This is a genomic window from Pseudomonas sp. SDO55104_S430 (assembly GCF_054070595.1).
In genome coordinates, this window is sequence record NZ_JBSVXG010000069.1 from 1 (window position 1) to 15059 (window position 15059).

Genomic DNA, 15059 nt, shown 5'->3' on the forward strand with positions numbered 1-15059 from the left:
AACATTTGCTTCGACTGACACACCGCATTCGCGAGCAAGCCCGCTCCCACAGTTACGGTGGTCGATCACAGAATTTGTCGGCGATGCAAAATCCCTGTGGGAGCGTGGCTTGCCCGCGAAGGCGTCAGGTCAGTCACACTTGCTTCGACTGATACACCGCATTCACGGGCAAGCCCGCTCCCACAGTGGTTTGTGTACTCACAGTGGATTGTGTTTCCTGAAAGCCAGGTAATCAGGCCACCCCCACTTCCACCCTGCCCTCATTCAACCGCGCCGGCCACACCCGCAGGCGCTGTTCCGGGTATTCCAGGCAGCTGCCGTCTTCCAGACGAAAATGCTGTTTGTAGATCGGCGAAGCCACCACCAAATCGCCCTTGATACTGCCGACCAGGCCGCGACCGATCACATTCGCCCCGGATTGCGGATCATGATTGTCGATCGCATAGAGCGTCTTGCCCTCCGCGCCCGGCAGGTAGAACAGCGCCACCTGCGCGCCGTCCAGCCACACCACCACGCCGGAATCATTCACCAGATCCTGCTGGCTGCACACCGACTCCCAGACATCGACATTTTCTGCACGGGTAACGCGTTGGGCATTGGACTGATTCATCAGACACGCTCCTTGACGGGGATGAGGTTGAGTTCGGCGGCCATTATCGGGCGCCGCTGGCCGCGTTCCTGGACGAAGTGGATGTCCGGGTCCGGGCGTTTGTCGTTGACGAAGGTGCGGAAGCGCTTGAGTTTTTCCGGATCCTTGAGGGCGTTGGCCCATTCGCATTCGTAGCGATTGACCACCAGCTGCATCTGCGACTCGAGCTCTTCACCCAGGCCCAGGCTGTCGTGGATGATCACCTCTTTGAGGAAGTCCAGGCCGCCTTCCAGGCTTTCGCGCCATACCGAGGTGCGCTGCAGTTTGTCGGCGGTGCGGATGTAGAACATCAGGAAGCGGTCGATGTAGCGGATCAGCGTCGCATCATCCAGGTCGGTGGCGAACAGCTCGGCGTGACGCGGGCGCATGCCGCCGTTGCCGGCGATGTACAGGTTCCAGCCCTTCTCGGTGGCGATCACCCCCACGTCCTTGCTCTGTGCTTCGGCGCATTCACGGGTGCAGCCGGACACTGCGAACTTGAGCTTGTGCGGCGAACGCAGGCCCTTGTAACGATCCTCGAGAGTCAACGCCATCTGCACGCTGTCCTGCACGCCGTAGCGGCACCAGGTGCTGCCGACGCAGGATTTCACTGTGCGGGTCGACTTGCCGTAGGCGTGGCCGGTCTCGAAACCGGCTTCGATCAACTCGCCCCAGATGTCCGGCAACTGATGCAACTGCGCGCCGAACAGGTCGATGCGCTGGCCGCCGGTGATCTTGGTGTAGAGGTCGTATTTCTTAGCCACGACGCCGATGGCGATCAGCTTGTCCGCGGTGATCTCGCCGCCGGGAATACGCGGCACCACCGAGTACGTGCCGTTCTTCTGCATGTTGGCCATGAAGGTGTCGTTGGTGTCCTGCAACGGCACCAGCGACGGGTCCATGATCGGCTGGTTCCAGCACGAGGCGAGAATGTTGCCCACGGCGGGTTTGCAGATGTCGCAACCGGTGTGGCCGCGACCGTGCTTGGCCAGCAGTTCGTCGAAGGAGATCACCCCTTCCACCCGCACCAGCGCGTACAACTCCTGACGGGTGTAGGCGAAGTGCTCGCACAGGCTCTTGTCGACACTGACGCCACGGGCAATCAGTTCGTGCTCGAAGACTTGCTTGAGCAGCCCGGCGCAACCACCGCAGCCGGTGCAGGCCTTGGTCTGCGATTTGAGTTCGCCCAGGTCGCTGCAGCCGCCGTCGATGGCTGAGCAGATCGCGCCCTTGGTCACGTTGTGGCACGAGCAGACGGTGGCCGATTCCGGCAAGGCGCCGGGGCCGAGGGTCGGCGCGCCTTCGGACGACGGCAGGATCAGGCCCGCCGGTTCCGCCGGCAAGGCAATCGCGTTCTGCATGTATTGCAGCAGGGTGTCGTAGTAGCTGTTGTCGCCGATCAGCACCGCGCCCAGCACGTGCTTGCCGCTGGCGTCCACCACCAGGCGGCGATAGCTGGCCGAGGTTTCGTCGATGAACTGATAGCTGCGCGCGCCAGGTGTCGCGGCGTGAGCGTCGCCGATGGAACCGACGTCGACGCCGAGCAGCTTGAGCTTGGTCGACATGTCCGCGCCACGGAACGGTTCGGCGTCGTCGTCGCACAGGCGCGCAGCGACACTGCGCGCCATCTGGTAGCCGGGGGCGACCAGGCCGAACACGCTGCCGTTCCACGATGCGCACTCGCCGATGGCGTAGATGTTCGGGTCGCCGGTCACGCAAGTGTCATCGACCACCACCCCGCCGCGCGGACCGATCTCCAGCGCGCATTGGCGGGCCAATGCGTCCTGGGCACGGATACCGGCGGAGAACACCACCAGGTCGGTTTCGAGAAATTCGTCGTTGGCGAAATTCATCCGGTAGCGATACTGCTCCCCCGCGCTGATCGACTGCGTAGCGCGGGACAGGTGCACACCGACGCCGAGCCTTTCGATTTGCGCCTTGAGGGCTAGGCCACCGAGGTCATCCAGTTGCACTGGCATCAGGCGTGGGGCGAACTCCACCACATGGGCTTCCAGGCCAAGACTCTTCAGCGCGTTGGCCGCTTCCAGACCAAGCAGGCCGCCGCCCACCACCACACCGCGCCGGGCATTGGCCGCCGCGGCACGGATGGCATCCAGATCTTCCAGCGTGCGATAGACCAGGCGCGACTCGCCTTCAGCGCCTTCGATCGGAGGCACGAACGGATAGGAACCGGTGGCCAGCACCAGCTTGTCGTAAGCCACGCGACCTTGGGCGGTCACCACCTGACGCTGTTCGCGATCGATTTCCAGTACCGGCACACCCAGATGCAGGGTGACGCCCGGCGTCTCATACAAGGACGCCTCGCTCAGCGCCAGCGATTCGGCGTCGCGACCTGTGAAGTATTCCGACAGGTGCACACGGTCGTAGGCACGCATCGGCTCTTCGCTGAAAACATGCAGATGGAAGCGCTCCAGAGCTCCGCGCTCGATCAGTTGCTCGACACAATGATGTCCGACCATGCCATTGCCGATCACGACCAGCGTTTGCAACTTGTTCAACGTGGCTACATTGCAATTCATAAACGACCCTGCCAATCACGGTTCAAAAAGCAAAAAAAAACGCCTGAAACCTTGCGGTTCCAGGCGTCTTTGCCTGTTTTTATGCGGTGTCGAAACCAGACGGCCATGCCTGATCCACCGATATTGCCCACGACCTGTGCGGTTGATCGATCGTCGTTGACCGAGAGGGCTGCCCAACATTGTTCGAGGGGCTTGAGGGGGTTGTAGCAGGGTTTGTGCCAGCCCGCGCAGAAATGCGTTGATCCGTGCAGGACAAGGTCAGGCCAGAAAGCTGGACTGCCGTTGAAACCCTTGATCCAGAGGTGTTTCAGCCGGAATCGTTGCAACATCCGGCGCCGACAAGGCAGCTCATGGAAGTCGGCGAAGAATGGCTTGAGCCGCTACCGACTGGTGCACCCTTTCCATCCCCGCGCTTTATAAAAGTGCATGGAAGGCCTGCTGCCCATGACCTTCAACTCTGAAACCGTGCTTTCAAGTCTGAAAGAAATGCTTTCCTTCGACAGCGCTCAGCATTCGGCGAAAACGCATAACCAACTGATTTAATTCAATTTAATTATTGAATGAGTGCACCATTAGCTTCTGGCATACCCATTGCTCCCTCCGGTATTCCCGGTCCTTCATCAGCCGATGGCCGCTGCAACAGAACCTGCCACAATCCGGAGACCCCAACATGAACCTTCCTATCAACCTGTCGCGCAGAGATGTGCTGGTCACCGCCGGCGTTGGCCTGACAGCCGCCGCGACGCCCCTTTTCACACAATCGGGGAACGCACAGGCGAGCGCCACCGGCGGCCTGTTCCTGCCTGACTCGATTGCCGGCCACGCACTGACCCCGGAGAGTGTGCGCGAAAAAGCCTTTGCCATGCCGCTCCACGCTCCGGCCTATGCCCGACCCCCCAGTGCGTTTCTGGACCGCCCCTCGCTCACCATCAGTTATCGGACCGACATGGAGCTGGCCCGAGCGCTGGTGCCCGAGCCGCTGGTGGTCAAGGACCCGATTGTCAGCCTCTCCTTTCTGTCCATGGTTGCCCCGGGGATCGGCGACTACTACGAGTTTGCCCAGAGCATTTCCTGCTTTCTGGGTGACGAAGCGGTGAGCTTTCGCCCGTTGATGGTCGCGGAAAACGTCACCGCCATCATGCTGGGTCGGGAAGTCTGGGGGCTGCCGAAAAAGTTCGGTCATCCTCGGGTCGGCCAGAACAACGAGTCTTATGTCGGCACCCTCGATTACGACGGCGCGCTGGTCGCCCGGGCGAGCATGGCCTACAAGTTCAAGGAAGTGGATCTGGCCGAGGCGACCAAGGCGATGAAGGTGCCCGGCGTGGTGCTCAAGATCATCCCGGACGTCGACGGGAAGACACCGCGCATTGCCGAACTGGTCAGGTTCGAATACTCGACCATCGAGCTCAAGGAAGCCTGGACAGGCGCGGCGAGCCTGGACCTGTTCAATCATGAAGCGGTGCCGATCGCAGCGCTGCCGGTGCGCGAGATCGTTTCCGTGCGCCATACCCTGGGCAACTATCTGCTGGAACCGGGCAAGGTAGTTCACGACTACCTCAAGCGCTAAGCCACCGCGCAACCTGTAGCAGCTGGCGCAGCCTGCTGCTACAGGGATTGTGTCGGGTACCTGGTTACAGACCCGAACAGCTGTGTCCGCCGTCGACCGTGATCTCGGTTCCGGTCATGCCCCTTCCCGCCTGGGATGCCAGCAACAGCAGTGCCCCGTCCAGGTCCTCGCACTGGCAGAAAGCCCGCGAAGGAATCCGCGCGCGCAACCGCTCACCCGCTTCGCCGCTCAGGAACGCCTCATTGATTTCCGTCATCACGTAGCCGGGGGCAATGGCGTTGACCCGGATGCCGTACCGCGCCAGTTCCAGCGCCATGGAGCGGGTCAGATGGCTCAAGCCGGCCTTGGCGGCGCAGTAGGGGCCGACCCCGCCGCCGACCCGGCTGGCGAGGATGGAGGTGATATTGATCAGGCTGCCTTCCCTGCCCGCGGCAACCATGCGCCGCGCGGCTTCCTGGGCGACCATCCAGGCGCCTTTGAGATTGGTGTCGAGGATCGCCTGCCAATCGGCATCGGTGTACTCCAGGGCACGTTTGGTGTCGCTGATACCGGCGTTGTTCACCACCACATCCAGCGTCTCCCAATCCGCCTCGATGGCATCCAGGCAACGGATGACCGACTCGCGGGAGGTCACGTCGAGTTCGTAGGCGCGTGCCTGATGACCTTCGAAGTTCAGGTCACGGACCAGCTCCTCGAGTCGATCGACCCGACGCGCCGCCACCGCCACCCGGGCTCCGGCCGCCGCCAGCGTTTTGGCAAAGTGTCGGCCAAGCCCGCTGGAAGCACCGGTTACCAGGACGACTCGCCCCCTGAGGTCGAACAGTTGCGAGGGATTGCGGTTCATTCGGTGGCTCCTTCGTTGCCGCGTGCAAGAATTTTTTTCGCCAGGCTCATGCGGTGAACCTCGTTGGGGCCGTCATAGATGCGGAAACCACGGGCGTCGCGGAAGATCCGGTCGACGATGGCTTCACTGGTCACGCCCTGCCCGCCCAGCACCTGGACGCAGCGATCGATCACCCGCCAGATGCCTTCGGAGCTGATGACCTTGGTCATGCTCGATTCGAAGTTGCCGCGCTCGCCCTGATCCAGTACCCACGCGCAGTGCCAGATGGCCAGGCGGGTGGTCAGCAGGTCCATTTCGTTGTCGGCCAGCATGAAGCCGACGCCTTGATGCTCACCCAGCCGCTTGCCGAACGATTCACGCCGACGGGCATAGGCGCAGGCCACATCGTGCGCCCGCCGCGCCTGCCCCAGCCAACGCATGCAATGGGTCAGGCGAGCCGGCGCCAGACGGACCTGGGCGTAGCGAAAGCCCTTGCCGATTTCCCCCAGCACATCGCAGGCCGGAATCCGCAGGTTCTCGAAGCGCAGCACCGCATGGCCTCCGGTGAAGCAGCTGTCCAGCGAATCCATCATGCGTTCGAGGATGAAACCCGGACGGTCGGTATCGGTCAGGAACATGGTCGCGCTGCCGTCCTCCATCCGCGCCATGATGATCGCCACACTTGCGCCTTCGGCACCGGTGATCAGCCACTTGCGGCCATTGATCACGTAGTCGTCACCGTCGCGCACCGCCGTCGTGGTCAGCATCGAAGGATCGGAACCGGCGCCCGGTCCCGGTTCCGTCATCGCGAAACAGGAACGGATATGACCCTGGACCATCGGCAACAGCCAGCGTTGTTTCTGCGCTTCGCTGGCCACCACCTCCATCAGGTGAATGTTGCCTTCGTCCGGGGCGTGGATGTTCAACGCGGTGGGACCCAGCGGCGAGTACGCGGCTTCCTCGAAGAGGATCGCCTTGGCCACGTGAGACAGGCCCAGGCCACCCATGTCCCGGGAGGCATGGGGCGTCAGCAGTCCATGGGCGCGAGCCTTTTCGACCAAGGCCTGGCGCAGTTCTTCGGAGGGGCCGTGGGGCCCTTGGCGCGGGTCCTGCTCCATCGGGATGATTTCGTTGGCGATGAATTGTCTGACCTTGGCCTGCAAGGTCAGCAAGTCGTAGGAAAGGGCGAAGTTCATAGGGATTTTCCTTGGGTACAGAAGGTTCTTCAGGCTCTCAAGCCATCGGGCTTGATCGCGCTGAACAGATTCTCGAGGACGGTGTTTTGAATGGCGGACTTGTGCGGGTCGTAAGGGGTGTAATTGAGGGTCCGAATGATCGCGTCGGTGACCTGACTGCCACGCATGTCGATGTCCACGATGTTGAGACAGGCAGTGTCCTGCTCAAAGGCGGCAATTTCGGTCAGGCCTGCACCGCTGGCCCACGCCAGCAGCACACGATTGACCGCGTCATGGCTGACGATCAGGGCGCTGTTCCATTCGGGTTCGGCAAGCAGGTCGAAGAACACCCGCAGCACCCGTCGCTCGAACGCATCCCAGCGCTCGCCGCCCAGGAAGGTCGCATCGGGCAAGGCGGCAAACCGGTAAGCGCCGGTGACCGCGTCGAACAAGGTGTCGGCGGGCAACTCGCGCAAGCGTCCGGCACGGATTTCCCGCAATTGCGGCGTTGCGTCGAAGGCGACATCGCGCCCGGTCAGCAACAGCTTCAGGGTCTGCTGCGCCCTCGGATAATCCGAGCACAGGACCCGGTCGAACGTGAGCGAATCGAGCACTTGCCCGAGTGCCTGCACCTGCTGTTCACCCGTGCGGGACAGCGGCACCAACCGTGGGTCCAGCGGACTGCCGTCGGCATTGAAGTAATCGACATGGCCATGGCGTACCAGGTAGCAACGGCGACGGCGGATCGGCTGCTCAGGCCTGCTGGTCATCGGCCACCACCTTTGGATTGCTGACGGCGAGATTCGCCCGGGTGATCTCCATCAATGCAGCCAGCAAGGTCTCGTTGGCATCGCCGGTCCGATCGTAGAGGCCCTGGCGGATGAACTGGCTGAGCAGCGCCCGGGCATCCTGCGGTGTCAGTCCGGCGAGGCTGTGGATCCCCAGCACATCCGCCAGACGCTGTTCCTCCACCCACTCGGCCGAGGGGCCCAGATCGATCTCCCGGCAGGTCATCGCCATGGCACTGGCGATCATCCGGCATTCGTAATGAAGGTGTTCCGGCAAGGCGGGCATCAGTTGCTTGAGCAGCACCTCACGGGCGGTCTGCATGAGCTCCGTTGCATTGGGCTGGATCATGTCCGTCCTCCACTGAGCGTCAGGATTTCATATTCGAGTTCCGGCACCATGCGGCCGGTGAGCGCCAGTTCCAATGAACGCTGTTGGCCCGACAAGTGACGCTGGGCCTGTTGCACCGCCACCACGGCCCAGCGGATGTGCGCCATGAGTTGCCAGAACTTCAGTTCCTCGCGGGTCGGGCTGTAACCGGAAACGGTCTGATAGCCATGCAGGAAATCGCTCAGCTCGCCCATGCCGCCCGCCTCACGATCCGGGCGGGCGAAGCGCCAACACTTGGCGCTGAACCAGCCAAGGTCCTCGCGCGGATCGCCCCAGCAGGCGAACTCCCAGTCCAGCACGCCCGCCAGGCGTCCTTGATCGACCATGTAGTTGCCGGTGCGGTAGTCCCGGTGAATCAGCCGGACAGGCATCGGCTCCGGGCGATGCAACTCGCACCAGCGCAGGCCCCATTCGATGACCGGATGGCTGCTCGGCAACTCATTGAGGTACTGCCGGTACAGATTGATCGTGGCCTGAATCGGATCGCTCGCCGGTGCGGGCAGAAACCCCAGGCCCGGATGATCCGGGGTGATTTGATGCAGCAGCGCCAGACTGCGTCCCAGCTCTTCGCTGAGGGCGCTTCTGGCGCTGTCGAGATTTTTGTCCAGCGTCAGGCGATGGCCGCTGGCCGTGCCGCCAATGGCCTGCATGATGAAAAAGTCGCGGCCGATGACCGACGCGTCCTGGCACAGCCACAGCGGCTGCGGCACTTTCACCCCGGCCTGGTGCACGGCACTCAATACCGCAAACTCCTGAGCGCGGCTCATGCTGACCGCAACCGACGATGGCGAGTCGGTGCGCAGCACCCATTGGCGCCTGACGCGTTCACCGCCCTCGGTCACTTGCGCCTGCAGCAGCCAGTTTTCCTGGATCGCGCCACCGGAAAGGCGCTGGCTTTTTTCGATTTGCACCGGCTCGCCATCGAGCCGGCTGGTCAGGAATGTCGCCAACGCCTGGTGCGCGTCGCCGACATCGACCCGTGGGTACGGGGTTCCTGAAAGATGGAGGGTCGTCATGGTTGGTTCTTCTCGTAGGTGTGACCTGAACGAGGTGAGAGCAAGAGCCACGCCATGTGCGAATCGCGACCGAAGTTAAATTTTTTATCCTTTTAAAACAGTGCATTACAGAAACAATCAGAACCTCATCGGTCAACTCGGGCAGGGTGTTGATTGCAGATCTGAAATCTTTATTTCAACATGGAAAAGAACTAACACGGCCGACCCGCGCGGTGCATCCGGCCTGTCTTACGAGCGCAAACAGCATGCAAACAGAACAGTACCTGCCCCGCGTCATCGCCCTGATCACGCATTTGCACACCCCGCAAAGTCCCAGTCGCATGGCGCGAATCGTCCAGCAGGTGATCCCGGATTACCAGAACCGCACGCAGCTCGAGATCGTGGAAACCAGCGTCACGCAACTGCTGGACAAGGGCCGCGAACTGGAGAGCCGCGGGGATGTGGACATGATCATCTGCTCCGGTGCCACGGCCGACTATTTGCGTCGATACCTCTCGACCACAATCCTGTCGATCCGCATGGGCGAGTACGACCTGATTCGCGCGATCGACCTGGCGAAGGCACGCGCCACCAAGGTCGGCATCCTGACCTTCCAGAACACCCATCCGGAACTGGAGGCCATGGCCTCGCTCTTCACCGTCGACATCCGCCAGGCGACCTACACCAGTTTCGAAGAGGCCCGTCAGCAGATCCGCCTCTTGATGAACGACGGTTACGGGGTGACCGTCGGCTCTTCCACCGCCGTCGAGGTGGCCGAGGAAGCCGGCGCCCAGGGCGTGCTTGCGCTGAACGCCGATGCCGTGCGCCGGACACTGGACGACGCCCTGGCCATCTGCCGCAGCCGCGCCCTCGCGCTGATTCAGCAACAACGCCTGAACGCGGTGTTGCGCAACCTCACCGATGGTGTGATCGCCATCGACGCCAACGGTGTGGTGCAGTCGCTCAACCCGAAAATGGCCAGCCTGCTGGGCGTCTCCAGCGAATGGGCCCACGAGCGGCACATCGCCGAGATACTGCCTGACCTGAGCATTGCCCAGGTGCTGAGCAGTGGCGAGACCGAAGAAAGTCGTCTGATCAAGGCGGGCGGCAAAACCCTGGCCGCCAACATCAGCCCGATCATCGACAACGGCAAGACCGACGGCGCGATCATCACTTGCCAGGAAACCAACGTCATTCAGCGTGCCGATCGCCGCATCCGCGCCCAGGCCCGTCCGCGCCAGTTCACCGCGCGTTATCGCTTCGAGCAGATTCTCGGCGACGCCCCCGGCTTCCGCGAAATGTTGCGCCTGGCGCAGGGCTACGCTCAGACCGATTCCACGGTATTGATCACCGGTGAAAGCGGCACGGGCAAGGAGTTGCTCGCGCAAAGCCTGCACAATGCCAGCCCGCGTCAGCCCGGTCCCTTTGTCGCGATCAACTGTGCGGCGTTTCCCGAATCCCTGCTGGAAAGCGAGCTGTTCGGCTACGAGGAAGGCGCCTTCACCGGATCGCGCAAGGGCGGCAAGATCGGCCTGATCGAAACCGCGCACACCGGCTCGCTGTTTCTCGACGAAATCGGCGACATGCCGGTCTCCCTGCAGACCCGCTTGCTGCGTGTCCTGCAGGAGCGGGAAGTGCTGCGCCTCGGCGCGTCCGAACCGACGCCGGTGGATATCCGGGTCATCGCCGCCACCCACTGCGACTTGCGCGAACGCATCAAGGATGGCCGCTTCCGCGAAGACCTCTACTACCGGCTCAACATCCTGCGCCTGGCGGTTCCACCCTTGCGCGAACGTCCCCAGGACATCGCGACCCTCGCCCGGGCGATTCTGCAAAAACTGCCCCGCCATCCGCAGGCGAAAGGCTTCGATCAACAGCTGCAAAACCTGATGCCCTGGCTGCTCAAACACCGCTGGCCGGGGAATATTCGTGAGCTGGAGAACATCATTGAGCGCGCGGCCCTTTCCGGTCGGGAGCTGAACGATCGTCAGGCGTCCGGAACCCTCCACACGCTGTTCCCCGAACTGTTCGAGGACGCGCAGGTGCAAAACCCGGCGGCCGGCGCGCAGGCCTCGGGCGTGGATCTGCGCAGCTTCGGCAAGGCCACGGAGGTGGCGCATGTCCGGCAAGTGGTGGACGCCTGCAACGGCGACATGGATGAAGCCGCGCGCCGCCTGGGCATCAGCCGCACAACCCTGTGGCGACGTTTGCGCGCAAGGCCGGACAAGTGACCCGCCCACTTCAAATATGAAAATTCAAGCCTGAACAATGTTCCAGGTTTGAAATCCAGCAGAACGCACGTATCGCGAAAGCGGGCGTGCGCATAAAAATATTTTCTTTACTTAACAAACAGTTATCAGCACAAAAACACTTGCAACGCCGATTGGCACAGCCATTGCTCTGACCCTGCCGAGGGATCCTGCATCGATCCCCAGCCCAATAAGAACAAGGCAGGAGGTCGCCTGTGCTAGGCATGATGATGAACTTCAACCTGGGTATCGCCGCCATCATGCGGTATGCCGACCAGGTTGCTGCCGATACCGAGATCGTTTCGTTGTTCGCCGACGAACGTGTCCACCGTTACACCTACCGCCAGGCCTTCGTACGCGTTCGCCAGCTGGCCAACGTGCTGGACGAATTGAACGTCCCGGGCGACGCCCGCGTGGGAACACTGGCCTGGAATGACCATCGCCACTTCGAACTGCACTACGCGGTGCCCGCCTCGGGTCGCGTCTGTCACACCATCAATCCCAAGCTGTTTGCGGAACAGGTCAGCTACATCATTCGCCACGCCCAGGATGATGTGCTGTTCATCGATCCGCAGTTCCTGCCGCTGGTGGAAAGCCTGCAGGCCGAACTCACCAGCGTCCGCCATTTCGTCGCCCTGTGCGCTCACGATGAGCTACCACCCAGCGGCCTGCCCAACCTGCTCTGCTATGAAGACCTGCTGGCAACGGCTGCGGACAGTTACACCTGGCCCGAACTCGACGAACAGCGCGCATGCGGGCTGTGCTACACCTCCGGCACCACCGGCAACCCCAAAGGTGTGTTGACCAGCCACCGCAGCACCGTCCTGCATGGAATGGCGCAGAACATGGCCGATCAGGTCGGTCTGCGCGCGATCGATGTCGTCATGCCGCTGGTGCCGATGTTCCATGTCAACGCCTGGGGCATGCCGTACAACGCGGCCATGGTCGGCGCCAAGCTGGTGTTGCCTGGGCCGCGGGTCGGCGATGCCGGCGCCATGGTCAAGCTGATCAGGGATGAGGCGGTGACTTTCTCGCTGGGTGTGCCAACCTTGTGGGCGAACATCAGCCAGTACCTCAACGCCAGCGACCAGCAGATTCCGAGCCTCAAACGTGCCGTCACCGGTGGCGCGGCGTGCCCTCTTTCATTGATCCAGGCCATGGGCCAACACGGCGTCGCCCTGGAAAACGGCTGGGGCATGACCGAGATGAACCCGATGGGCAGCTACAACCGCTATCAACCCTGGTACGACACGATGGACGAGGAAGACCGGGGCAGGCAGGTGCTCAAATCGGGCCGCGCCTTGTTCGGGGTCGAGATGCGCCTGATCGATGAAGCGGGCGAACCCGTGCCCCATGACGGAATCGCCTCGGGTGCCTTGCAGGTGCGCGGGCCGTGGGTCAGCAGCGGTTACTACGGCCAGGACACCCGCGACGGCTGGTTCGACACCGGTGATGTCGCCACTCTGGACAGCCACGGTTACATGCAGATCACCGACCGGATCAAGGACCTGATCAAGTCCGGTGGCGAATGGATCTGCTCGGTGGAAATCGAAAATGCGGTCATGGCCCACCCCGGCATTGCGCAGGCGGCGGTGATCGGCGTTGAGCATCCGCGCTGGAGTGAGCGTCCGTTGTTGGTGATTGTCTGCCGCGATCCCGAGCACGCCCCCGACCACCGCGAGCTCATAGCCTTCCTCGAAGGCAAGATCCCCAAATGGTGGCTGCCGGACGCGTGCGAATACCTGCGCGAACTGCCTCACACGGCGACCGGCAAGGTCAGCAAGAAATCCTTGCGCGAACAGTTCGCGAATTACGCCTGGCCCTGACCGACGCCCCTCCTCCTTTCATCGATCCACGGCCCGGCAACCGCCAGGCCGTCGGGCAGCCCTACAACAACAATAAACGGAGGCACCATGTCCAACACCGCAGAACATCTGTCGGATCACTACAGCCGCATCCGAACGAATCCGCGCTTCATTGCCATGAGTACGGCCCGCTCGCGCACCTCATGGCTGCTCAGCGCCCTGGTGCTGTGCGCCTATTTCCTGTTCATGGCGCTGGCCGCCTGTTTGCCGCAAGCCCTGCATGCCCCGCTCTATCCCGGCAGCCACCTGACACTGGGCATTCCGCTGGGGGCTTCGATCATCCTGATTTCCTGGCTGCTGACCGGCTGGTATGTGCACCGGGCCAACAGCCACTTCGATCACCTGAGCGAACAGATCGTCAAGGAGTGCCGCCCATGAACCGTTGCCTGGCATTACCTGTCGCGATCTGCCTGTCTGCCCTGCCCATGCTGGCCAGTGCGGACACCCTCAACACGTCCAGGCAGCCGATGAATCTGCCGGCGATCGGAATCTTCCTGCTGTTCGTCATGGCAACCCTGCTGATTACCTGGTGGGCCTCGCGACGCACCCAGTCGGCCCATGACTTTTACACAGCCGGCGGCGGCATCAGCGGCTGGCAAAACGGCTTGGCGATTGCGGGTGACTACATGTCCGCCTCGACCCTGCTGGGCCTGTCGAGCCTGGTGTTCACCAAGGGCTACGACGGTTTCATCTATGTCATCGGCTTCTTTGTCGGCTGGCCCGTGCTCACGTTTCTGATGGCCGAGCGCCTGCGCAATCTTGGGCGTTATACCTTTGCCGACATCGTTTCGTTCCGCCTCGACCAGCGCAAGATCCGCGTGCTGGCCGCCTGCGGATCCTTGACGGTGGTCTGTTGCTACCTGCTGTTGCAGATGGTCGGCGCCGGACAACTGATCAAGCTGCTGTTCGGGCTCGATTATTCGGTGGCCGTGGTGGTGGTCGGCGTGCTGATGCTGATCTACGTGGTGTTCGGCGGCATGCTGGCCACCACCTGGGTGCAGATCACCAAGGCGATTCTGCTGCTGGCCGGCGGCACCACGCTGATGCTGCTGTCCCTGGCGCATTTCGATTTCAGCCTGGAAACCCTGGCCAGGCGCGCCGTGGAAGTGCACGCCAGTGGCTGGAGCATCATGGGCCCGGGTTCCATGCTGTCCAATCCGCTCAACGTCGCATCCATGGCCCTCGGACTGGTGTTCGGCCTGGCGGGATTGCCGCACATCCTCATGCGTTTTTTCACCGTGGCCAATGCCCGGGAAGCGCGCAAGTCGGTGTTCTACGCATCGGGCTTCATCGGCTTCTTTTTCCTGATCGTGTGTGTGCTGGGTTACGCCGCTATCGTCATCGTCGGCACCGATGCGCAGTATTTCGTCGACGGCAAACCGGGGGGAGCGCTGGTGGGCGGCAGCAACATGGTGGCCATGCACCTGGCCCGGGCCGTCGGTGGAAATCTGTTTCTCGGCTTTCTCTCCGCAGTAGCGTTCGCCACGATTCTTGCGGTGGTCGCCGGTCTGACGCTCGCCGGAGCCTCGGCCATCTCCCACGACCTCTACCTGACGGTGCTCAAGCGAGGCAACGCCACCGAGCGACAGGAAATGCGCGTCACCCGCCTGGCGGTCATCGGCCTTGGCATCATTGCGATCAGCCTCGGCATCCTCTTCGAACAAGTGAACATCGCCTTCCTGGTCGGGCTGACATTCGGCATCGCCGCTTCGGCCAACTTCCCGGTCTTGATCATGGCCATGTACTGGAAAGGCCTGACCACCCGGGGCGCCATCTGCGGCGGCCTGACGGGGCTGGTTTGCGCCCTGGCCCTGGTAACGCTCTCGCCCACGGTCTGGGTCACCGTGCTCGGCCATGCCCAGGCGATCTTCCCCTATGACCATCCGGCGCTGTTCTCGATGCCATTGGCCTTCCTGGTGATCGTCGTGGTTTCCCGGCTCGATCGCAGCGTACAGGCGCAAAAGGATCGGGACGGTTTCGACGATCAGAAAGTCCGCGCCGAAACCGGCCTGGGCATCGCCACCGCTACCACTCACTGAGC

12 protein-coding genes are annotated in these 15059 nt (G+C 62.4%); 5 read left to right on the forward strand and 7 right to left on the reverse strand.

Annotated elements, in window-relative coordinates:
* Positions 1 to 232 precede the first annotated feature (232 nt).
* Together nirD and nirB are read right to left on the reverse strand one after the other, a co-directional pair.
* Positions 233 to 610 (reverse strand): nitrite reductase small subunit NirD, encoded by a 378-nt coding sequence (gene nirD / locus ACW9JE_RS14460; RefSeq protein ID WP_457433110.1) that lies wholly within the window; start codon positions 608 to 610, stop codon positions 233 to 235.
* A complete protein-coding gene (nirB, locus tag ACW9JE_RS14465) occupies positions 610 to 3168 on the reverse strand; it encodes a nitrite reductase large subunit NirB (protein ID WP_457433111.1) in 2559 nt (852 codons plus the stop codon). The genes nirD and nirB overlap by 1 nt, the downstream gene beginning before the upstream one ends.
* Before the next feature lie 670 nt (positions 3169 to 3838).
* On the opposite strand from nirB, the gene ACW9JE_RS14470 reads away from it, so the two are divergent.
* Positions 3839 to 4735: an acetoacetate decarboxylase gene (locus ACW9JE_RS14470; RefSeq protein WP_457433112.1), complete on the forward strand. Its 897-nt coding sequence runs from the start codon at positions 3839 to 3841 to the stop codon at positions 4733 to 4735.
* A 64-nt stretch (positions 4736 to 4799) separates the two neighbouring features.
* Here ACW9JE_RS14470 and ACW9JE_RS14475 read toward each other — a convergent pair whose 3' ends face one another.
* From ACW9JE_RS14475 to ACW9JE_RS14495, 5 genes are read right to left on the reverse strand one after another with little or no spacing between them, the layout of a single operon-like run.
* Positions 4800 to 5579, reverse strand: coding sequence for an SDR family NAD(P)-dependent oxidoreductase (locus ACW9JE_RS14475; RefSeq protein ID WP_224533495.1), 780 nt, complete (start codon positions 5577 to 5579; stop codon positions 4800 to 4802).
* Positions 5576 to 6754 (reverse strand): acyl-CoA dehydrogenase family protein, encoded by a 1179-nt coding sequence (locus tag ACW9JE_RS14480; RefSeq protein ID WP_457433113.1) that lies wholly within the window; start codon positions 6752 to 6754, stop codon positions 5576 to 5578. The genes ACW9JE_RS14475 and ACW9JE_RS14480 overlap by 4 nt, the downstream gene beginning before the upstream one ends.
* 29 nt (positions 6755 to 6783) lie before the next feature.
* A complete protein-coding gene (locus ACW9JE_RS14485; protein ID WP_224533497.1) occupies positions 6784 to 7503 on the reverse strand; it encodes a histidine phosphatase family protein in 720 nt (239 codons plus the stop codon).
* Entirely contained in the window at positions 7487 to 7870 is a 384-nt protein-coding gene (locus ACW9JE_RS14490; protein WP_224533498.1) for a DUF6285 domain-containing protein, read from the reverse strand. The genes ACW9JE_RS14485 and ACW9JE_RS14490 overlap by 17 nt, the downstream gene beginning before the upstream one ends.
* Positions 7867 to 8925 (reverse strand): phosphotransferase family protein, encoded by a 1059-nt coding sequence (locus ACW9JE_RS14495; RefSeq protein ID WP_224533499.1) that lies wholly within the window; start codon positions 8923 to 8925, stop codon positions 7867 to 7869. The genes ACW9JE_RS14490 and ACW9JE_RS14495 overlap by 4 nt, the downstream gene beginning before the upstream one ends.
* A 245-nt stretch (positions 8926 to 9170) precedes the next feature.
* On the opposite strand from ACW9JE_RS14495, the gene prpR reads away from it, so the two are divergent.
* The 4 genes from prpR to ACW9JE_RS14515 all read left to right on the forward strand — a co-directional run bounded on the left by prpR (position 9171) and on the right by ACW9JE_RS14515 (position 15057).
* Positions 9171 to 11135, forward strand: coding sequence for a propionate catabolism operon regulatory protein PrpR (gene prpR, locus ACW9JE_RS14500; protein WP_457433114.1), 1965 nt, complete (start codon positions 9171 to 9173; stop codon positions 11133 to 11135).
* Positions 11136 to 11377: 242 nt separating this feature from the next.
* Positions 11378 to 12979, forward strand: coding sequence for a long-chain fatty acid--CoA ligase (locus ACW9JE_RS14505; RefSeq protein WP_457433126.1), 1602 nt, complete (start codon positions 11378 to 11380; stop codon positions 12977 to 12979).
* A gap of 87 nt (positions 12980 to 13066) precedes the next feature.
* Entirely contained in the window at positions 13067 to 13396 is a 330-nt protein-coding gene (locus ACW9JE_RS14510) for a DUF485 domain-containing protein (protein ID WP_457433115.1), read from the forward strand.
* Positions 13393 to 15057 (forward strand): cation acetate symporter, encoded by a 1665-nt coding sequence (locus tag ACW9JE_RS14515; protein WP_457433116.1) that lies wholly within the window; start codon positions 13393 to 13395, stop codon positions 15055 to 15057. Before ACW9JE_RS14510 ends, ACW9JE_RS14515 begins: the two co-directional genes overlap by 4 nt.
* Positions 15058 to 15059: the final 2 nt, after the last annotated feature.

What these genes read in the sequence shown, in the direction of transcription:
- ACW9JE_RS14480 (WP_457433113.1), bottom strand. Translation starts at nt 6,754, where the DNA reads ATGAACTTCGCCCTTTCCTACGACTTGCTGACCTTGCAGGCCAAGGTC.
- nirD (WP_457433110.1), bottom strand. Translation starts at nt 610, where the DNA reads ATGAATCAGTCCAATGCCCAACGCGTTACCCGTGCAGAAAATGTCGAT.
- ACW9JE_RS14515 (WP_457433116.1), top strand. Translation starts at nt 13,393, where the DNA reads ATGAACCGTTGCCTGGCATTACCTGTCGCGATCTGCCTGTCTGCCCTG.
- ACW9JE_RS14485 (WP_224533497.1), bottom strand. Translation starts at nt 7,503, where the DNA reads ATGACCAGCAGGCCTGAGCAGCCGATCCGCCGTCGCCGTTGCTACCTG.
- ACW9JE_RS14495 (WP_224533499.1), bottom strand. Translation starts at nt 8,925, where the DNA reads ATGACGACCCTCCATCTTTCAGGAACCCCGTACCCACGGGTCGATGTC.
- ACW9JE_RS14510 (WP_457433115.1), top strand. Translation starts at nt 13,067, where the DNA reads ATGTCCAACACCGCAGAACATCTGTCGGATCACTACAGCCGCATCCGA.
- ACW9JE_RS14505 (WP_457433126.1), top strand. Translation starts at nt 11,378, where the DNA reads ATGATGATGAACTTCAACCTGGGTATCGCCGCCATCATGCGGTATGCC.
- ACW9JE_RS14470 (WP_457433112.1), top strand. Translation starts at nt 3,839, where the DNA reads ATGAACCTTCCTATCAACCTGTCGCGCAGAGATGTGCTGGTCACCGCC.
- ACW9JE_RS14490 (WP_224533498.1), bottom strand. Translation starts at nt 7,870, where the DNA reads ATGATCCAGCCCAATGCAACGGAGCTCATGCAGACCGCCCGTGAGGTG.
- prpR (WP_457433114.1), top strand. Translation starts at nt 9,171, where the DNA reads ATGCAAACAGAACAGTACCTGCCCCGCGTCATCGCCCTGATCACGCAT.
- ACW9JE_RS14475 (WP_224533495.1), bottom strand. Translation starts at nt 5,579, where the DNA reads ATGAACCGCAATCCCTCGCAACTGTTCGACCTCAGGGGGCGAGTCGTC.
- nirB (WP_457433111.1), bottom strand. Translation starts at nt 3,168, where the DNA reads ATGAATTGCAATGTAGCCACGTTGAACAAGTTGCAAACGCTGGTCGTG.